Source organism: Aeromonas bestiarum, assembly GCF_028751155.1.
In the GTDB taxonomy this organism is placed as follows: domain Bacteria; phylum Pseudomonadota; class Gammaproteobacteria; order Enterobacterales; family Aeromonadaceae; genus Aeromonas; species Aeromonas bestiarum.
In genome coordinates this window covers 4,353,049-4,370,958 of record NZ_CP064746.1, presented here as the reverse complement: position 1 = coordinate 4,370,958, position 17,910 = coordinate 4,353,049, and the positions used below count along the sequence as shown (strand labels likewise).

The 17,910-nt window shown below is 63.9% G+C and carries 13 protein-coding genes; 7 read left to right on the top strand and 6 right to left on the bottom strand.

The genetic code is table 11. From position 1 onward, the window contains the following. Genes IU367_RS20270 through IU367_RS20255 form a run of 4 tightly spaced genes read right to left on the bottom strand, consistent with a single transcriptional unit; the run spans nucleotide 1 to nucleotide 3,558 of the window. Complete coding sequence (locus IU367_RS20270) at nucleotides 1-777, bottom strand: ABC transporter permease (RefSeq protein ID WP_043141478.1); 777 nt, start codon at nucleotides 775-777, stop codon at nucleotides 1-3. After that, nucleotides 770-1,669, bottom strand: coding sequence for an ABC transporter permease (locus IU367_RS20265; protein ID WP_274452934.1), 900 nt, complete (start codon nucleotides 1,667-1,669; stop codon nucleotides 770-772). The genes IU367_RS20270 and IU367_RS20265 overlap by 8 nt, the downstream gene beginning before the upstream one ends. Further along, entirely contained in the window at nucleotides 1,669-2,502 is an 834-nt protein-coding gene (locus IU367_RS20260; protein ID WP_274452933.1) for an alkaline phosphatase family protein, read from the bottom strand. The genes IU367_RS20265 and IU367_RS20260 overlap by 1 nt, the downstream gene beginning before the upstream one ends. Nucleotides 2,503-2,511: 9 nt before the next feature. Further along, nucleotides 2,512-3,558, bottom strand: a complete 1,047-nt coding sequence (locus IU367_RS20255; protein ID WP_043141471.1) for an ABC transporter substrate-binding protein — start codon at nucleotides 3,556-3,558, stop codon at nucleotides 2,512-2,514. A 183-nt stretch (nucleotides 3,559-3,741) separates the two neighbouring features. Between IU367_RS20255 and IU367_RS20250 the strand changes: the two genes are divergently transcribed. Beyond that, nucleotides 3,742-4,560: a UTRA domain-containing protein gene (locus tag IU367_RS20250; protein ID WP_274452932.1), complete on the top strand. Its 819-nt coding sequence runs from the start codon at nucleotides 3,742-3,744 to the stop codon at nucleotides 4,558-4,560. Nucleotides 4,561-4,698: 138 nt separating this feature from the next. Here the strand turns inward: IU367_RS20250 and IU367_RS20245 are convergent, their stop codons facing one another. Then, nucleotides 4,699-5,463, bottom strand: a complete 765-nt coding sequence (locus tag IU367_RS20245; protein ID WP_043141465.1) for a helix-turn-helix domain-containing protein — start codon at nucleotides 5,461-5,463, stop codon at nucleotides 4,699-4,701. 438 nt (nucleotides 5,464-5,901) lie between these two features. Beyond that, nucleotides 5,902-6,816, bottom strand: a complete 915-nt coding sequence (locus tag IU367_RS20240) for a LysR family transcriptional regulator (protein WP_043556051.1) — start codon at nucleotides 6,814-6,816, stop codon at nucleotides 5,902-5,904. Between the two features lie 257 nt (nucleotides 6,817-7,073). Here IU367_RS20240 and IU367_RS20235 point away from each other — a divergent pair, with 257 nt between their 5' ends. The 6 genes from IU367_RS20235 to recD all read left to right on the top strand — a co-directional run bounded on the left by IU367_RS20235 (nucleotide 7,074) and on the right by recD (nucleotide 17,890). Next, entirely contained in the window at nucleotides 7,074-7,406 is a 333-nt protein-coding gene (locus IU367_RS20235) for a hypothetical protein (protein ID WP_274452931.1), read from the top strand. Between the two features lie 30 nt (nucleotides 7,407-7,436). After that, entirely contained in the window at nucleotides 7,437-8,123 is a 687-nt protein-coding gene (locus IU367_RS20230) for a pirin family protein (protein ID WP_274452930.1), read from the top strand. Between the two features lie 40 nt (nucleotides 8,124-8,163). After that, a complete protein-coding gene (locus tag IU367_RS20225) occupies nucleotides 8,164-8,556 on the top strand; it encodes a DoxX family protein (RefSeq protein WP_043141457.1) in 393 nt (130 codons plus the stop codon). A gap of 231 nt (nucleotides 8,557-8,787) precedes the next feature. Beyond that, nucleotides 8,788-12,192 carry an exodeoxyribonuclease V subunit gamma gene (gene recC / locus IU367_RS20220; protein WP_274452929.1) on the top strand — a complete coding sequence of 1,135 codons (3,405 nt, stop codon included), beginning with the start codon at nucleotides 8,788-8,790 and terminating at the stop codon, nucleotides 12,190-12,192. Beyond that, on the top strand, nucleotides 12,192-15,824 hold the full coding sequence (gene recB / locus IU367_RS20215; RefSeq protein WP_274452927.1) for an exodeoxyribonuclease V subunit beta: 3,633 nt from the start codon (nucleotides 12,192-12,194) through the stop codon (nucleotides 15,822-15,824). The genes recC and recB overlap by 1 nt, the downstream gene beginning before the upstream one ends. Beyond that, nucleotides 15,821-17,890: an exodeoxyribonuclease V subunit alpha gene (recD, locus tag IU367_RS20210; protein ID WP_274452926.1), complete on the top strand. Its 2,070-nt coding sequence runs from the start codon at nucleotides 15,821-15,823 to the stop codon at nucleotides 17,888-17,890. Before recB ends, recD begins: the two co-directional genes overlap by 4 nt. Nucleotides 17,891-17,910 lie beyond the last annotated feature (20 nt).

Sequence of the window (17,910 nt, the reverse complement as noted above, 5' to 3'; positions counted from 1 at the left end):
TCACCGATGGAATCTGTTTGCCGCCCAGGTGAGCAGCAGGGTCAGCAGGAAGTAGCTCATCACCAGGGCGCTGGTGAAGTGGCCCGAGGTGGCGCGCATGTTGTAGAGGTAGACCTGCAGGGTCTCGTAACGGGTGCCCACCAGCATGTTGGCAAACACGAACTCCCCGAGCAGGAAGGAGAGCGACAGGAACAGCGCCGCCAGCAGCCCCTTGCGCAGGCAGGGGATCACCACCAGCGCGAAGGCGCGGGCACTGCTGGCCCCCAGCAGGTGGGCGGCATCCATCAGATCTTTCAGCGGTACACCCTGCAGGCTGTTGGCCAGCGCCCGGTACATGAAGGGCAGCACGACTGTGAACCAGGTGCCGATCAGGATCCAGGGCGTGCCGACTATGGGCAGCGGACCGTCGGCGTAGATCTGCAGCAGCCCCACGGAGGAGACCACGGGCGGCACCGCGAAGGGGAGCAGGATCAGCAGGTTCATCCAGGGATCCAGCCTGGGGAAGTAGTAGGCCACCACCAGCACGGTCGGCACCAGAACCAGGGTTCCGAGCAGCAGGGTCGCGAAGCAGACCAGCAGGCTGCGGCCAAATGCCGCGAGAAAGCGCGGGTCGCCCCACAGCTGTAGATACCAGTCGAGGGTGAAGCCGTCCGGCAGCAGGGTCGCCCCCCAGCGGGTGGAGATCGAATAGAGAAAGGTGGCCAGCAGCGGCAGCAGCAGGGTGGCGACCAGCGCCCCCAGCACCCACCTTGGCCAGCGTGGCGTCAGGTCATGCATGGGATTGCCCCTTGTTCACATAGCTCTTCTTCAGCAGCCACTGGTTGGCGGCCGTCACCACTCCCAGCAGCACCATCAGGATCACTGCCAGCGCCGCCGCCAGATTGGGCTCGAGGAAGATGTCGCCGGAGACCAGGCTGGCCACGCGTATGGTCACCAGATTGAAGTTGCCCGTGGTGAGGGCGTAGGCGGAGGCATAGGCCCCCACTGCGTTGGCAAACAGGATGATGAGGGTGCCGAGCAGGGCGGGAGTGAGCACAGGCAGCGCCACGTGCCACACATATTGCCCCTTGCTCGCCCCCAGCAGGGCGGCGGCCTGGGGCCAGTCATCCTGCAAGGCATCGAACGCCGGATAGAGCAGCAGCAAGGCGAGCGGGATCTGGAAATAGGTGTAGATCAGAATAAGGCCCGACCCCGAGTAGAGGTTGAAGCCGTCGATCCAGCCCCAGGATTTGAGCAGCAGGGTGACGGCGCCGTTGATGCCGAGAATGATGATGAAGGCGAACGCCAGGGGCACGCCGCTGAAGTTGCTGGTCATGGTGACAAAGGCCAGCAGCAGCCGCTTCACCCGCTCGCCGCTGTGGCGCAGCGCAGCGGCGCCCAGGGTGCCGATGACGAGCCCCGCCAGGCTGGCGATGCCGGCGATACGCAGCGAGTTGGTGAAGGATTGCAGGTAGAAGGGGGAGCCCAAAATTTCCCGGTAATGGTCGGTGCCCCAGCCATCCGGGGTCTGGAAGCTGCCCACCAGCACCCACACCATGGGGGCGAGCTGGAACAACATCATCAGCAGGATAAAGGGGAGCAGCACCATGGCCGGCAGCCAGTGGCGGCGGGCTCCGTGCAGGATCTTCACGGGTTGATCCGCCGCGATCCTCGTGGTGGCAGGCATCATCAGTGCACCTCGCGCATAAAGGCCGCCTTGAGCAGCTGTGGTGCGGCTGGCTTGTCGTGGGGAATGCCCAGCAAGTCGGCCATCAGGGCGCAGAGCTGGGTCTGGGCGATCGTCGCGCCCTCCGGCCACTGGGCCACAAAGGCATCGCCAAACAGCCAGAGCGGCACAGTGCGCTCTTCTGGCAGGGTGCCGCCGTGGCTGAGATCCTCGTTCATGCCGTGATCCGAGGTGACCACCACCTGATACCCTTCTGCCAGCCACTGGGGCAGCAGATCGGCCAACAGGCTGTCCATGCGGCGCGCCTGGTTGCGGTACTGGCGAGAATCCAGGCCAAACTTGTGGCCCGCATCGTCCACCCCCATGGGATGGATCAGCAGGAAGTCGGGGTCGTACTGGGTGCGCAGCCATTCGCCGTCCAGCAGCAGGTGGCTGTCGGGGTAGTTGTCATCCCAGTAGAAGCAGCCGTGCTGGATCGGCAACTGCTCGTCATGGGTGTAACGATCCCGCAGCGCCAGCCAGGGGCTGCGGTTATAGAGTTCGCTTACCCAGTGATAGGCAGCGGCGGCGGTGCTTTTGCCCGCGGCCCGGGCGAGATGGAAGATGGATTCGTGCTGGCTCAGGCGACTCACCCCGTTGTGGGTGATGCCGCTGGTTACTGGCGGTACGCCGGTCAGGATGCACTCGTAGAGGGGCCGGGAGAGGGAGGGCAGGGCGCAGCTCAGGGTCGTATACAGGCCGCGCTCTGCCTCCACCATGCCTGTGAGGTAGCCCATGGTGTGGGCTACCTCGGCAGACAGGCCATCAACAAGTACCACTATCACCTTGTGTTGCACTGGCACTCCTTACTGCATGTTGATCATGACGGTTTCCTGCCACTGGCGCGGCAGGGCCTTGGAGCTCTGCTCCCAGGCGGCATGGTCGCTGACCGGCTTGGCATTGGCGTATTGCTCGGCCGGCAGCAGCTTGGCTTTCACGTCGTCCGGCAGCACCACATTGCTGCGGATGGGGCGGGCATAGCCACGGGCCAGGTTGATCTGACCGGCATCGGAGAGTATGTATTCCCGCGCCAGCTTGGCGGCGTTGGGGTTCTTGGCCCACTTGTTGATGATGGTGGTGTAGCCGGCGATGACGGAGCCGTCGCTCGGGATCACCACATCAAACTTCTTGGGGTCTATCTTGTCGCGGTAGTTCAGCGCGTTGAAGTCCCACAGCACGCCCACTTCCACCTCGCCCTTCTCGATATTGGCGATGGAGGGGTCGTTCAGCGACAGGCGACCCTGCTTGGCCAGCTGGCCGAACAATTCCAAGGCGGGCTTGAGATTCTTCTCGCTGCCGCCGGTGGCATAGGCCGCCGCCAGCACGCCGTTGTTGGCCTGGGAGGCCACGCCCACGTCACCCAGCGTCACCTTGTAGTCACCGCCGAGCAGGGACTGCCAGCTGGTGGGGGCGGCCTTGACCAGATCCTTGTTGATCAGGAAGGCGATGGTGCCGGTATAGGCCAGCATCCAGTGGCCGTCCGCATCCTTGGCCCAGTTCGGAATGTCTGCCCAGGTGGAGGGCTTGTAGGGCTGGGTGACCCCCTGCTTGACCGCGACCGGGCCGAAGGCACCGCCCACGTCGCCGATGTCGGCGGTGGCATTGGCCTTCTCGGCGGCGAACTTGGCGATCTCCTGGGCCGAGCTCATGTCGGTATCCTGATGCTTGATGCCGTAGATGTTGCCCAGCTGCTGCCAGGTGTCCTTCCAGTTGGCCCAGCTGTCGGGCATGCCTATGCTGCTGAGCTGGCCTTCACCGCGGGCGGCTTTCTCAAGATCCGCGATGTTCTCGGCGGCAAACAGTGGCTGACTGATGGCCACCAGGGCCAGTGCACTTGCGATCACGCTTTTCATCATCCCATCCCTCTGGACTAGGTCAGTTAAGGTTCGAGAGGGATGCTAGAGGGGAAATATGACGGTGGCGGGGCGCTTTGATGGCAGTTTGATGACAATCGCCCTGTCACGGCACTGTCATCCACAGCGGTTACAACTCAGGGCCGACAGCCGCTGGTCTACTCCAGACGGACGCAAACCGGAATGACCGACAGGGATGTGACAGTGACAGAGCGATTGAGCGAACAGGGTGTGGCTGCTGGCCGCAGCCCCTCCAAGTGTGAACAGATTTGCCAGACCCTGCGCCGCTATATCGGCAGCGGCCAGCTGGGGGCGGGGCAACAGTTGCCCGCCGAACGGGCCTTGAGCGAGCGTTTCGCCACCACCCGCATCACCATCAAGGAGGCGCTCTCCAGCCTGGAGGCGGACGGCCTCATCTACCGGGCCGAGCGGCGCGGCTGGTTCGTGGCGCCGCCCCGGCTCACCTACGACCCCGCCATCCACACCCATTTTCACCAGTGGATCGGCGAGCAGCAGCGCATTGCCGAGACCCGGGTACTGGCCCACGGCAGTGCGCTTGCCAGCAGCGAGTTGTGCCGCTGGATGGGGTTGGCGCCCTTCACCCCGCTCTACGAAATCCGCCGCCAGCGGTTGATCGACGGTCGACCCGTGCTCCACGTCAGCCACCACCTGCTGGCCAGCCGCTTCCCCGATATCGCCAGTGCGCCGCTGGCCAGCTCACTCACCGAGCTCTACCAGCAGCACTATGGCATAGGCCAGGGCGGCGCCAGCCTGGAGATCACCCCCTCGGCGGCGCGGGGCGCCATAGCCCGCGCCCTCAATCTGGCGGAAGGGAGCGCAGTGCTGCGGCTGGTACGGGTCAACTATGACGAGCGAGGGGGGCTGGTGGATTGCGATATCGAGCACTGGCGGCCGGATGCCATACGAATTCATCTCGACACCCGGGCGCTGTCGCCTGCATTCAGCCCCTCAAAATGTCCTCATATGGCGGAGTCACAATGAATCAGCGCGCACTGGCGGGCACAGTGGCGACAGGTATCTGTCGGGATATGCGGCCGCTGCGGCCGATGGCAGCAAGACGACCTGAATTGCCGCTATCGAGCTGACCACAGCTGACGGATCCCGCAGGATCCGCCGGGATCAGTTGTCGATATTGGGGATCAGGTCGTCGAAGCTCTGGTAGCCGCAGTCCGCCAGCTGCAGCGACATTGTGTAGGTCTTGCTGCCCTCGCGCTGGCCGATGGCGGGGCGGTTGAGCTTGAGCTCCTGGTGCCAGTACTCCTTCATCCGCTCGATCAGCGCCATGGCCTCGCTCTCGCCCAGATGGAGCTGGCACAGCGCCATGTAGTTGTTGGACTTGTGCATGTTCTCCACCAGATAGTCCCCCAGCACTGACATGGCCTGGCGCGCCTGCTGGCGGGCGAAGCGGCTGTGCTGCTCGAAGCTGATGCGCTCGCTGATGAGGAAGTGATAGCTGTTGTCTATGCCGAGCTGCAGGATGCCGAGCTTCTCCAGCTTGCGCAGGTAGAGGTAGCAGGAGGCGTCGGTCAGGCCGTACTCCCGCTTGAGATCGATCAGCGTCTTGTCGCGCCAGAAGATGTTGGCGAGAAAGGCGTAGAGGCCCGGCTCCTTGTGGAATGCCTCGTCCTGCTCCTGGGTGAAGACGGCGCGGCGGCTCTGGGCATCCTGGGTGCGGTCCAGCAGCTCCTCGAACGAGAGCCCCACCAGGTGGCAGATCTCCAGCAGGGTATCGAACGGCAGGGAGGGTTTGTTCATCATCCGCTTGATGGTGGCGATGGAGACCCCCATGGCTTCTGCCAGGGTCTGATAGCGGATCCCCTTGTCGGTCAGGGTCTTCTTCAGGGTGTCGAGAATATTGTTGGCCAGGGTCTGGCTGTAGGTCATGCAACTATTCCTTTATCTGCATCTTTATGTTGTGTCAGAAACTGGGTTCTTTTTTAGTTATGGGCTCAGATACTGACACTTAAAAAAACCAGAGGAAATAAACCCGTCGTAATCGGTTGAAATGGCCAGACCAGTCAAGGGTGAAGGTTGCAGATAGTGATACTCTGCGGTGCATATCCTTCAACCATTCAACATTTTGCTGGTGGCGCATAAAACATCGCGCATAATTCAAAACGAATCGGATTCAAGACCTTCCTGGTTGAGAAATCGATTGTTTGCTTCCAATTTAAGGGTTTTTTAAACCGCAAGGTTTTTATTCTTTCCTGGCATTGAGCGGAACTCGCAAGAGGTCCGCTTTTTTCTTTTCCCCGAATTTGCGCCCGCCGTCAAGCGGAGGCGATCGCTGCCTCCATCCGTCATGGCTAAGGCTCCCCGGCCTCACTCCCCCTTGCAGGGAAACAGCTTGGGGATCTCCCGCACCAGCCAGCTCTTGGCCTTGCCCATGGTATCGCGCCGCCAGGCCAGTACGACCTGGATCTGGTGACGATACTCGGGGCTGATCACCTTGAGGCGGCCCGCCTTGATGTCCTCTTCTATCCAGCTCAGCGGCATGGTGCCGACGCCTATCCCCGCCAGCAGGGCATCGCGTTTCTCCGCCATGGTGCTGACGGTGAGACGCGGCTGCTTGTCGAGCAGGCGATAGGTGAGCACCGGCTTGCGCAGCGCAGAGTCCGCCACTGCGATGGCGCGGTAGCGGCGCAGCGTCTCGTCCGCCAGGGGCTCGGGCTCCTGATGCAGCGGGTGATCCGGGTGGGCGACGTAGAGCATCACCTCCTCCTGCAGCGCCTGATGCTTGATGCCGGTCAGCATGATGTCGGGGTTGAGGGAGGAGATGAGCAGGTCGGCCCGGCCATCTTCCAGACACTCCCAGCTGCCTGCCAGCACCTCGGCGCGAAACCTCAGCCGGGTATCCGTCAGCTCCGCCAGCCTTTCGACCAGGGGATAGAGCGCCTGCAGCGGCACCAGGGCATCGACGGCTATGGTGATGTCTGTCTCCCAGCCACGGGCCAGCGCCCGGGTCTCGCCCACCAGATGCTCGGCCGCCTCCAGCAGCACCCGGCCCCGCTCCAGCAGCATTCGGCCGGCCGGGGTGAACTTGGTTCTGTGGCCGCTGCGGTCGAACAGCATGGCGTCGAGCTCGTCTTCCAGCTTCTGTACCGTGTAGCTCAGCGCCGAGGGGACCTTGCCCAGCTCGTCTGCGGCCGCCGCGAAGCTGCCACGGCGATCGATGGCGTCCAGCACCCGGATGGCTTCCAGGGTCAGCGCCCGTTCCTTGTTCGATTCCTTGGCCATTTCATACCTTCAATTTTTTTGAACATGTTTGCCAGTTTATCTCGCTAACAACTTAGGCCAAGTGTCTTTAATATTCAATCAACGCTTAGGCAGGAAGGCCAAGCGGCCAAATAAACAGTAGTTCCGGGCTGAGGCATCACAAAGAGTGATGTCTGATGTCGGTAAAAGAACAACACACTATTTGAATAACCTCTTGCATGGATGCATTGATTCTGGCCGAACCGGCCTTGGCAATGACATAAAAACCAAGAGAGTGAATGAACATGAAAAACGTAATCAAGATGCTGGCCGTTGCAGGCCTGATGACAGCCGGCTTTGCTCAGGCTTCCGTTCCCGCTGACCTCAACGCCGCCCCGGGTGTGCTGTTCGTCAACTGGCACGCGAGTGCCGCGGTGGAAGGCAAGGGCAGCCCCATGCTGGAAGTGCGTGACGAGTCTGGCGACCTGGTTGCCTCCGTGCATGCCAACCTGATGGGCAGCCAGCAGGTACAGATCCCGAGCCGCACCCAGGGCAACCTGACCGTGAGCCTGGGTGAGCAGAGCAGCGACTACCGGATTCCGTTCGGCATCGGTAGCGGCAAGCAGCGTTAATCAACCGTATCGGTACGTGAGGAGCACACCATGATGACATTGAGAGCCGCAGAAGCGCGCGGCAAGGCCAACTTCGGCTGGCTGGATGCGCGCCACAGCTTTTCCTTCGGGCACTACTACGACCCGGACTGGATGGGGCATTCGGTGCTGCGGGTCATCAATCAGGATCTGGTGGCACCGGGTGGCGGATTCGCCACTCACCCTCACGCCAACATGGAGATCCTGACCTGCGTGCTGCAAGGCACCATAGAGCACAAGGACAGCCTCGGCCACGCCGAGCAGATCCCGGCAGGGGATTTCCAGCTGATGAGCGCAGGGTCCGGCATCCGGCACAGCGAGTACAACCCCTCGCAGACCGAGCCGCTCTCCCTGTTGCAAATCTGGATCGAGCCGAACGAACACGGCACGACCCCCGGTTATCAGCAGAAGAAGATTGAAGCCAACCCGGGATTGACGCTGGTGGCGTCGCCGGACGGCGAAGCGGGATCCTTCAGGATCCGCCAACAGGCCCGCGTATGGCGGTTGCAGCTTGAACCCGGTGAGAGTCTCGCCTGGGCGCTGGCCGGCCGACACGGTTACCTGCAGATGATTTCAGGGGAGCTGACCGCCAACGGTCTGGCTGCCCGACCCGGCGACGGGGTACTCAGTCGTGATGAACCCAAATGGGATCTGGTGGCAATGAGTGCCAGCCAAGCCCTGTTATTTGACCTACCCTGAAGCAGTCAGCGGTGATTTGACATACAACGAGGAGTTTGAAATGGACAAGATGAAAGATGTGGCACTGCTGGTGGGTCGCGTTCTGCTGGCACTGATGTTTGTGATTGCAGGCTGGGGCAAGATCGGCGGCTATGCCGGTACCCAGGGTTACATGGAAGCCATGGGCGTGCCCGGATTCATTCTGCCGCTGGTGATCCTGCTGGAGCTGGGTGGTGGCCTCGCCATCATGCTGGGTCTGTTCAGCCGCAGCATCTCTGTGCTGATGGCCGGTTTCACCCTGATGGCCGCCTTTATTTTCCACTATCAACCTGCGGATCAGATGCAGATGCTGATGTTCATGAAGAACGTCTCCGTGGCCGGTGGTTTCCTGGCCCTGGCGGCGGCCGGTGCAGGGGCTTTCAGTCTGGATGCCCGCCTCGGCAAGAACTGGTAATACCCGGATAGCGAGAGTTTTCCAACGCCTTTTGGCCGGTGCAGCAGCACCGGCTTTTTTATGCCCGCCATTGACCCTTTCCCGCCCCGCATGATGGCGACGTGATCTGCGGCAACAAGCGCCTTTTGCATCTTACCCCCCGATCCCCGACAATCCCATTTCGTGTGAAGTGACGGGAATGACTCACCTTTTCTCGCACCCACCCCTCATTTGAATTGGCGGGAGTCGTCCATGTTTACCCTCTACCACTCCAATCAGCTGGATCTGCTCAAGGAGCTGCTGGTGAGCCGCATCCGGCAGGCTCCTCTCTCTCACCCCTTCGATCGGGAGCAGATCCTGGTGCAGAGTCCGGGCATGGCCCAGTGGCTCAAGCTGGAGCTGGCCAAGGCCTTCGGCATCGCCGCCAATATCGACTTCCCGCTGCCTGCCAGTTTCATCTGGGATATGTTCACCCGGGTGCTGGCGGACGTGCCTCGCCAGAGCCCCTACAACAAGGGCGCCATGAGCTGGCAACTGATGACCATTTTGCCCGCCCTGCTGGGCAGGCCCGCCTTCGCACCGCTCGCCGCCTATCTGGGGGGTGGGGATGACGAGGATCCTTCGCAGGATCCCGAACAGGTGCGACTGTGGCAGCTCTGCCAGAAGGTGGCGGATCTGTTCGACCAGTATCTGGTCTACCGGCCGGACTGGATCGCCCGCTGGGAAGAGGGAGAGGGACTTGTCGGAACAGGGAGTCAGGAGCTGGCCGGGGTGAGCGGGCAGGATTGGCAGCCCGAACTGTGGCGCGAGCTGGTGGCCCGCACCCTGGCGCTGAGCCCGAGCGGCTACCACAGAGCCAACCTCTACGAGGAGTTTATCCACGAGCTGGCGCGCACCGCCGAGCTGCCGGGCAAGCTGCCGCAGCGGGTGTTCGTGTTCGGCATCTCGGCGCTGCCGCCGCGCTATGTGGAGGCGTTGCTGGCCCTCGGCAGCCGACCCGAGGTGGAGGTGCACCTGTTCGTCACCAACCCCTGCCGCTACTACTGGGGAGATCTGCTGGATCGCAAAACCCTGGCGCGCCTTGAAAACAAGCTCAAGCCCGGCACGGATATCGAGACCTTGCAGGGCCCCGCCAACCCGCTGCTTGCCTCCATGGGCAAGCTGGGGCGCGACTACCTGCATCAGCTGATGGAGCTGGAGGTGCCGCAAATCGAGGCCTTTGTCGACATCGACGAGCTGGATGCCAGGGGCAACGTCAGCCTGCTGCGCGCCATCCAGAAGGATGTGCTGGAGCTGGCCGAACGGGGGGCGGGGCAGTTCGATCTCGACAGCAGCCACCACAAGAGCCCGATCGATCCAACGGATGGATCCTTGCAGATCCACGCCTGTCACGGCCCGATGCGGGAACTCGAGGTGCTGCACGACCGGCTGCTGGCGCTGTTCGAGCAGGACCCGTCCCTCAACCCGAAAGACGTAGTGGTGATGATGCCGGACGTGAACAGCTACGGCCCCTACATTCAGGCGGTGTTCGGTGCGCGCGGCCAGATCCCCTTCGCGGTATCGGATCGGGCGGCGAGCCAGGAGAGCCCGCTGCTGCAAAGCTTCCTCGCTTTGCTCAAGCTGCCCAACGCCCGCTTCGGCGCCGGCGAGCTGCTCGCCATTCTCGAGGTGCCCGCCGTGCTGCGCCGCTTCGAGCTGGATGACGACGAGTTCAACCAGCTGAGGGTCTGGGTGCAGGAGACCGGCATTCGCTGGGGGCTGGACGATGGCTATCCCGCCCGTTTCGATCTGCCGCCCATGTCCGGCAACAGCTGGTTGTTCGGCCTGCGCCGCATGCTGCTCGGTTTTGCCATGGGGGATGGCGAGCCGGTGGCGGGTATCTTGCCCTGTGCCGACAGTATGGGGGGGCAGCAGGGGCCCTTGGCCAGCATATTGCCCTATGCAGAGATCGAAGGTCAGCAGGGGCTGGCGCTCGGCAAGCTCGCCTGGTTTGTCGACTCGCTGGCCGAATTCCTGCCCCGGCTGCAACAGGCGCAGCCGCTGGCACAGTGGAATGCCTGCCTGCTGGCGCTGCTGGAGCGCTTCTATCTGGCCGACGAGGAGGAAGAGCGTCAGCTCCAGCTCATTCGCAGCCAGCTGGCTGACTGGCAGACCCAGCTCGGCGAGGCTCGTTTCGATCAGCCCATTACCGCCGACCTGCTGCAGGATTACCTCGGCAGCGTGCTGGGGGAGTCCCGCTCCAGCCAGCGCTTCCTCGCCGGTCAGGTCAACTTCTGCACCCTGATGCCGATGCGCTCCATCCCCTTCAAACAGGTCTGCCTGCTCGGCATGAACGACGGCGTCTATCCGCGCACTTTGGCCCCCATGGGGTTCGATCTGATGGCGGTGGCTTCGCGGCGCGGGGATCGCTCCCGCCGCGATGATGACCGCTACCTCTTCCTCGAGGCGCTGCTCAGCGCCCAGCAGGGGCTCTACATCAGCTATCAGGGCTTCAGCGCCCAGGACAACAGCGACAAGGTGCCATCCGTCTTGCTGGCCGAGCTGATCGACTATGTGCGTCAGGGTTTCATGCTGGCGGGGGATGATAACCTCGACGACGAGACCTCCGGCAAGCGACTGCTCAAGCACCTGATGGTGCCGCACCCGCTCACCCCCTACAGCCGCAACTACTTCCATCCCGAGCCGGGGTCGCGGCTGTTCACCTATGCTGCCGACTGGCTGCCCGCCCTCAATCCGGTGCGCGGCGCCGCCAACTTCCAGAGCGGCGAGCTGCCGCTGCCTCCCGAATGGGGCAAGGAGCAGGGGCTGGAGCTGGCCGAGTTGCTGCGCTTCTATCGTCAACCCACCAAGTATTTCCTCAACCGCCGCCTCAAGGTGTGGTTCGAGTTGAACGAAGCCAACATAGAGGACAGCGAGCCGTTCGAGCTGGACGGTCTGCAAAATTATCAGCTTAAAGACCTGCTGCTCGGTGCTCACTTGGCTGAGGGTGATAGTGCGGTGCGCCGCGAGCGGTTGCAGCTCACCGGCCTGCTGCCGCAAGGCTGGTTCGGCAGCCTGCTGCTGGACGATCTGGATGCCGAGATGGGCAAGCTGGCGGAGCGTCTGCGCCCCTGGGTCAGTGAAAAACAGGCGGTGGAGATCGATATCTCGCTGGCACAGGGCCAGTTGCAGGGGTGGATCGACACTCAGAAGGGACGCTTGCTGGTGGTGAAACCCGGCAGCTTCAACGGCAAGGATCTGCTGCTTGGCTGGATCCAGCACCTCTGCCTCTGCCTGAGCAGTGCCCCCGGCGACACCCTGCTGTTCGATGCCAAGCAGAGCCTGCGACTGCCCAAGCTCTCGGCCGACGAGGCGCGCCCCAGACTGGCGGCCCTGGTGGCGCTCTGGGCCCAGGGGATGAAGCGGCCGCTGCCGTTTTTCCCCAACACCGCCTGGGATTGGCTCAAGGCGATGGAGAAGGATCCGGAGAAACCGGAGGCGGCCGACAAGGCGGCCCTCACCCGCTTCAACGGCGGCTATATGGTCAATGGCGAAGGGGAGGACGTTTATGTTGCCCGCTGCTTCCCCGAACTGGATGAGGCCGTGCTGACCCAGTTGCAGGCGCTGGCCCGCGAACACCTGACCCCGTTGCACCAGACCCTGGAGGAGTTGCAATAATGGCTAACCCGCTCAATACGCTGCGTTTTCCCCTCCACGGTGAACGACTGATCGAGGCCTCCGCCGGCACCGGCAAGACCTACACCATAGCCGGTCTCTACCTGCGCCTGCTGCTGGGCCACGGCCCGATTATTGAACAAGACAGTGGTGAAGAGGGGGCCGATGCCGGTCAGCCCAGCGCCCACGAGCGGCCGCTGTCGGTGACCGAAATCCTGGTGGTGACCTTTACCGAAGCGGCCACCGCCGAGCTGCGGGGGCGGATCCGCGCCCGCATCCACGAGGCGCGCCTTGCCTTTATGCGCGGGCAAAGCCGCGATGATCTGCTGGCCCAGCTGCTGGAAGAGGTGGAGGATCATGAATTGGCGGCCCGCCGCCTGCTGGCCGCCGAACGGCAGATGGACGAGGCGGCGGTCTTCACCATCCACGGCTTCTGCCAGCGGATGCTCAAGCAGAACGCCTTCGAGTCTGGCGCCCTCTTTGAAACCGAATTTCTCACCGACGACAGCCAGCTCAGGCTGCAGGCGGTGAGCGACTACTGGCGCGCCGAGTTCTATCCGGTGGACAAGACCCTGGCCGGCTCGGTGCGCGCACTCTGGCCGAGCCCCGCCGCCCTGCTGCGGGAGATGAGCAGCTGGCTCGACAACAGCGAGCTGGAGATCCACCCGGCCTTGGGGGATGAGACCCTCGCCGCCCGCCATCAGGCGGCCATGGCCCGCATCGATGCGGTGAAAGATGCCTGGTTGGCGCAGATGGACGAGATCCGCCGCCAGACCGAGGGGCAGATGAAGCTCTATACCGGCAAGAATTACGAAGGCTGGCTCGCCAAGATAAGCGACTGGGCGCAGGACGAGGCGAGCGGCTACGCGCTGCCCAAGGATCTCGAGCGCTTCGGCCAGGAGACACTGGAAGCCAAGTTGAACAAGGGGAAGGCGCCACCGACTCTGCCGCTGTTCAGTCAGATCGATGCGCTGCTGGCGAGCCGCCCCGGTATTCGGGATCTCATCCTGCAACGGGCCGCCAAAGTGGTGCGTAGCCGGATGCAGGCCAGCAAGCGGCAGGCCCACCAGCTCTCGTTCGATGACCTGCTCAAAGACCTCGACGGGGCGCTAGGTTCCAGCCTGGGCGAGCGGCTCTGCGAGCGCATTCGCGCCACCTACAGGGTCGCGATGATAGATGAATTTCAGGATACAGACCCCCAGCAGTACCGTATCTTCCACCGTCTTTATGGTGGTCATAGCGACACGGCGCTCTTGATGATCGGTGACCCCAAGCAGGCCATCTACGGCTTTCGCGGCGCAGACATCTTTACCTACATTCAGGCGCGGCGAAATGTGAGTGCCCACTACACCCTGGGGCGCAACTGGCGCTCCAGCAGTGCGCTGGTGGGGGCGGTCAACGGCCTGTTCGAGCGGGCGAAAGATCCCTTTATCTACGAGGCGGATATTCCCTTCCTGCCGGTAGAGGCGCAGGGCAAGAGCAAGGCGCTGCTGCTGGGTGGCGCCACTGCCCCCGTGCTCCACTGCTGGCAGCTGACCGGCCAGCCCACCTTCAATCGGGGGGATTACCAGAGCAAGATGGCCCGCGCCACGGCCGCCGAGATCCACCGCCTGCTGACCCAGGCCCGCGAGGGCAAGGCGCAGATAGGCGATCAGGCGGTGAAGGCGGGGGACATCGCCGTGCTGGTGCGCACCGGCGCTGAGGGCAAGCTGGTGCAGCAGGAGCTGGCGCGGCTCGCCATCGCGTCCGTCTATCTGTCGAACCGCGAGAGCGTGCTGGAGCAGGTGGAGGCGCGGGAGATACTGCTTATTCTGCACGCCTGCCAGAACCCGAGTGAAGAGCGCAGCCTGCGGGCGGCGCTGGCGACCGGCCTGTTCGACCTCGACGCCAGGGCGCTGGACGCGCTGGCCTCGGACGAGCGGGCGTGGGAGACCGCGGTGCAGGAGTTTATGGAGTACCGCAAGATCTGGCACCGCCGCGGCGTGCTGGCCATGTTGCGGGCCCTGCTGCACAGGCGCAATCTCGCCTCCTCTCTGCTGGCGAGCCCCTATGGCGAGCGGCGGCTGACCAACTTCCTCCATCTCGGTGAGCTGCTGCAACAGGTGAGCAGCGAGCTGGATGGGGAATATGCTCTGCTGCGCTGGCTGGGGGAGGCGGTGAGCCGCCCCAACGGCCAGGATGCTGAGCAGGTACTGCGCCTCGAATCCGAGCGCAAGCTGGTGCAGATAGTCACCATCCACAAATCCAAGGGGCTGGAGTACCCGCTGGTATTCCTGCCCTTCATCTGCAGCCACAGAACCGCCGAGACCCCGCTCTATCACGAGGCGGACGAGGCGGGCAATCGCACCATACTCGACTTGACCGGCGCCGAGGGATCCTTGGCGGAAGCCGACAAGGAGCGCCTCGCCGAAGATTTGCGGCTGCTCTATGTGGCGCTGACCCGAGGCGTCTACGCCACCTGGCTGGGGCTGGCCCCGGTGCGCTCGGGCAACGGCAAGTCGGAGAAGACAGACCTGCACCACACCGCCATCGGCTACCTGCTGCAAAAGGGTGAAGAGGGGGATGCCGAAACTCTGGCGACCGCCCTCACCGAGCTGTCGCAGGCGCTGCCCGGGGTGGTGGTCTGTGAGCCCTCGCTCACCCGTCCGGCCCCTTTGCCACTTGAAGAGGAGCAGCTGGGCGAGCCGCAGGTGCGCCGCTTTACCGGTTCCCTTGAGCGGGATTGGTGGATCAGCTCCTACTCCGGGCTGGCGGCGCAAGGAAATGGTCACAGCAAGGGGGTACTGGCCAATCCCGGCTTCGATGACGAGGTAGTGACCGAGGCGGCGAGCGCTGCCTTGCTGGCCGAACCGGGGGAGGTGGCAGCGCCTGAGCCCTCCATCTTCACCTTCCCGAAAGGGGCGCGCCCCGGCACCCTGCTGCACAGCCTGTTCGAGACCATCGATTTCCAGAGCGCGGGCGGCGAGTCGCTGGCGCACCATATCGCCAGCCTGCTGGCGCAGGATGGTTTCGACGAAAGCTGGGCCGAGGTGCTGCAACAGCAGGTGGAGGCTGTGCTCGATACCCCGCTGGATACCGGCTTTGGCGAGCCGGTGCGGCTGCGGGACTTGAGCGCGGATCGCAAGCAGGTGGAGCTGGAGTTCTTCCTGCCCATGGGGCGGGTGACGGCGCCGGCGCTGACCGCGCTCTGCCAGCAGCACGACCCGCTGTCACGCGGCAACAAGCCGCTGAGCTTTGCCACCGTGCAGGGGATGCTCAAGGGCTTTATCGACCTGGTGTTCGAGTGGCAGGGGCGCTGGTATCTGCTCGACTACAAATCTAACCACCTCGGCATGCGCCCCGCCGATTACAGCCGCCCGGCGCTGGAGCAGGCGATGGCGGAGCACCGTTACGACCTGCAATACCAGCTCTATTCGCTGGCGCTGCACCGGCTGCTGGCCCTGCGCCTGCCGGGCTACGACTTCGAGCAGCACTTTGGCGGGGTCTTCTATCTGTTCCTGCGCGGCATGCCGCAGGGGGGGATTTTCCATACCCGCCCCAGCCGTGAGCTGGTGCTGGGGCTGGATCGGTTGTTTGGCGAAGGCAGTGAGCCGCCAGCAGCGGGATCCCACGTATTGAACGAGGTAGAGGCATGAGCGACACCATGATCAGCACAGCGACCAGCGTCATCATGATCGAACGGTTGAAAGCACTGGCGTTGACGGGGCGCATCCGCCAGCTGGATCTGCAATTTGCCAAGCTGGTGGCCGATCTTGGCGGCAGCCCCGAGCTGGTGCTGGGGGCTGCGCTCGCCTGCTTCGAGCTGGGGCGCGGCCATGTCTGTCTGCCGCTGGAGATGCTGGCAGCAGGATCCTTGCGCCCGTTCGGGCTGGATCCCCAACAGAGCCGGGATCTGCTGCTGGATCTGGCGGATCCGGCCCGCTGGCCCGCCCTGTTTGCGGCCAGCCCGCTCGTTGGCACCGAGCAAGATGACGGGGTCGCCCCGCGCTGGCCGCTGCGGTTGTGGCACGGGCGCCTCTACCTCACCCGCTACCACGATCACGAGCAGGGCGTGGCCCGCCATCTGCGCACCCTGAGCGAGCGCGCCGAATGGCCGGAGATTGCCCCGGCCCTGTCGCGGCTGTTTGCCCGCGACTACGGGCTTGTGTTCGCGGCGCTGCTGAAAGCCCGCCTTACCCCCGACTTCTCGGCCCACCACTTTATCGAGAAGTACCTGGATCTGGTGTTCCCGAGCGAAGTGGATTGGCCCGCCATAGAGGCGCTGCTGGCCAGCGCGCAGGCGGCGAGCGATCTTGGCAAGCTGGATATGCTGGTGCCCGAGGCGCTCTGCTGCAACGGCCAGAAGCTGGCGGCGGCCACCGCGGCGGCACGCCCCTTCGCGGTCATCTCCGGCGGCCCTGGCACCGGCAAGACCACGACTGTGGCCAAGCTCCTGGCCATTCTGGTGGAAACCGGCCTGCAAGCAGGCAAGGCACCGGCGATCCGGCTGGTGGCGCCCACCGGCAAGGCGGCGGCGCGCCTCACCGAGAGTATCGGCTCTGCCCTGCAGGCGCTGGACTTGCCCCCCGAGTGGGTCGAAGCCATCCCCACCGAAGCGGGCACCCTGCACCGGCTGCTCGGGGTGATCCCGGGGCGCAGCCAGTTCCGCCACCACGCAGGCAACCCTCTGCACCTCGACTTGCTGGTGGTGGATGAGGCCTCCATGGTCGATTTGCCCATGATGGCGCGCCTGCTCGATGCGTTGCCCAGCCACGCCCGCCTGATCCTGCTCGGCGACAAGGATCAGCTCGCCTCGGTGGAGGCGGGGGCCGTGCTCGGCGATATCTGCAGCTTTATCGAACAGGGTATCAGCCCGGCGCAGGCGGATTGGCTCTCCCGCCAGACCGGCTACCGTTTGCAGGGCACGCCCGCTGGGGCACCCGTGCGCGACAGCCTCTGTTTGCTTTCCAAGAGCTGGCGCTTCGATCAGCATTCGGGCATAGGCCAGCTGGCGCGCGCCTGCAACAGCGGCGATGCCACTGCGGTGGAGGCAGTCTGGGGCATGGGCTTTGGCGATATCAGCCTGCACCCCTGGGCCGGGGAGGCCTACGAGGCCCTGATTGCCCAGGGAGTGGCCGGTTACGGCAGCTATCTGAAGGCGGCCCGCGCGGGGGAAGATCCCGCCGCCGTATTCAAGGCGTTCAACGGCTTCCAGATCCTCTGCGCCCTGCGCGACGGTCCCTTCGGGGTGCTGGGGCTTAACGAGCGACTGGAACTGGCCCTGGCACGGGCCGGGCTGATTGCCCGCGATGGGGACTGGTATGTGGGGCGCCCCGTGATGGTGGTGCGCAACGACCACGGGGTCGGCCTCTACAACGGTGACATGGGGCTCTGCCTGCCCGATGACACCGGCCGATTGAAGGTATGGTTCGAGCAGCCGGACGGTACCCTGCGCGCCCTGCTACCCAGCCGCCTGCCGCCCCACGAGACTGTCTACGCCATGACCATCCACAAATCCCAGGGCTCGGAGTTTACCCATACGGTGCTGGTGCTGCCCGACAGCCCCAGCCCCCTGCTGACCCGCGAACTGGTCTATACCGGCATCACCCGCGCCAAGGCCCGCCTCGATCTCTACGGCGATCGCGCCCTGCTGGCACAAGCGGTCAGGAAAAAGACCGAACGTTATTCCGGATTGGCGGAGAGGCTGGGTCTGAAAAACTGATGTCAGTTTATAGCTGGGAG

Excerpts from the sequence above, each read along its gene's own strand:
- IU367_RS20270 (WP_043141478.1), bottom strand. The coding sequence starts at position 777 with ATGCATGACCTGACGCCACGCTGGCCAAGGTGGGTGCTGGGGGCGCTG.
- IU367_RS20265 (WP_274452934.1), bottom strand. The coding sequence starts at position 1,669 with ATGATGCCTGCCACCACGAGGATCGCGGCGGATCAACCCGTGAAGATC.
- IU367_RS20255 (WP_043141471.1), bottom strand. The coding sequence starts at position 3,558 with ATGAAAAGCGTGATCGCAAGTGCACTGGCCCTGGTGGCCATCAGTCAG.
- IU367_RS20250 (WP_274452932.1), top strand. The coding sequence starts at position 3,742 with ATGACCGACAGGGATGTGACAGTGACAGAGCGATTGAGCGAACAGGGT.
- IU367_RS20245 (WP_043141465.1), bottom strand. The coding sequence starts at position 5,463 with ATGACCTACAGCCAGACCCTGGCCAACAATATTCTCGACACCCTGAAG.
- IU367_RS20240 (WP_043556051.1), bottom strand. The coding sequence starts at position 6,816 with ATGGCCAAGGAATCGAACAAGGAACGGGCGCTGACCCTGGAAGCCATC.
- IU367_RS20235 (WP_274452931.1), top strand. The coding sequence starts at position 7,074 with ATGAACATGAAAAACGTAATCAAGATGCTGGCCGTTGCAGGCCTGATG.
- IU367_RS20230 (WP_274452930.1), top strand. The coding sequence starts at position 7,437 with ATGATGACATTGAGAGCCGCAGAAGCGCGCGGCAAGGCCAACTTCGGC.
- IU367_RS20225 (WP_043141457.1), top strand. The coding sequence starts at position 8,164 with ATGGACAAGATGAAAGATGTGGCACTGCTGGTGGGTCGCGTTCTGCTG.
- recC (WP_274452929.1), top strand. The coding sequence starts at position 8,788 with ATGTTTACCCTCTACCACTCCAATCAGCTGGATCTGCTCAAGGAGCTG.
- recB (WP_274452927.1), top strand. The coding sequence starts at position 12,192 with ATGGCTAACCCGCTCAATACGCTGCGTTTTCCCCTCCACGGTGAACGA.
- recD (WP_274452926.1), top strand. The coding sequence starts at position 15,821 with ATGAGCGACACCATGATCAGCACAGCGACCAGCGTCATCATGATCGAA.